Origin of the sequence: Mesorhizobium sp. M7A.F.Ca.CA.001.10.2.1, assembly GCF_003998575.1 — a bacterium.
GTDB lineage: Bacteria > Pseudomonadota > Alphaproteobacteria > Rhizobiales > Rhizobiaceae > Mesorhizobium.
On record NZ_RZQY01001245.1, the window covers coordinates 1 to 652 of the forward strand.

A 652-nucleotide genomic window follows, 5' to 3' on the forward strand; every position below is an offset into this window, starting at 1 on the left:
ATGGTGGGTTTGCCGGCGCGGGCCCGCCGCGCCACCGCCTCGATCGAGAAACCGGCATAACCGGCTTCGACCAGTACGGCCTCGGCGGCTTCGAGAATGGCATCGGCGCTGTCGGGGTTGCGCCGCGCACCGATCGATCTGCGCGCCGGATCGGCGTCCTCGGCCATCTCTGTCTCCTCGCCAACACTATCGCCGGCAATATAGGCGACCCGACGCTCAAACGAAACGGCGCGTCTTCAAGCTTCGGGAACGGATGGTAGCGGCAGGGGTTAAGTTCATTCTCTGAAAGTCTACCGCCGTGTCGGTTGGCGAAGCTCCAAACGCAAAAACCCGCCGGGCGGCGGGTCACTGGCGCAAATCAGCACCATGGGCAAAAATGTAGCATAGCTGCCCTCACCGAGTCAAGAAAAAATTCCTATCGCCATGAGGCGCCGCCAGCTTGAATTGCCCGGCTGGCCGTGGGATCACGCCTACTGCATCGCCTGCGATGTCTCGGATTCGATACGCCAGCCGCCGCCGGCCTTGACCACCCCAAGCGTGACGCGCGCCTTGCCGGTCAGGCGTGCCGCCGACCTGTCCTTTGGAAGATAGTCGTAGCGCATCGCAAAGACTGCCTCGGCGCGATCTTCGCCCTGTGGAGTGACCTCCAGGC

The 652-nt window shown here is 63.3% G+C and carries 1 protein-coding gene and 1 pseudogene; both read right to left on the reverse strand.

Annotated elements, in window-relative coordinates:
• Window positions 1-167: TetR family transcriptional regulator (locus EN964_RS36410; RefSeq protein ID WP_127277590.1), on the reverse strand; the 167-nt coding region annotated here is incomplete at its 3' end.
• 303 nt (window positions 168-470) lie between these two features.
• Window positions 471-652 (reverse strand): annotated as a pseudogene (locus EN964_RS36415) (peptidase C14); the annotation flags it as partial.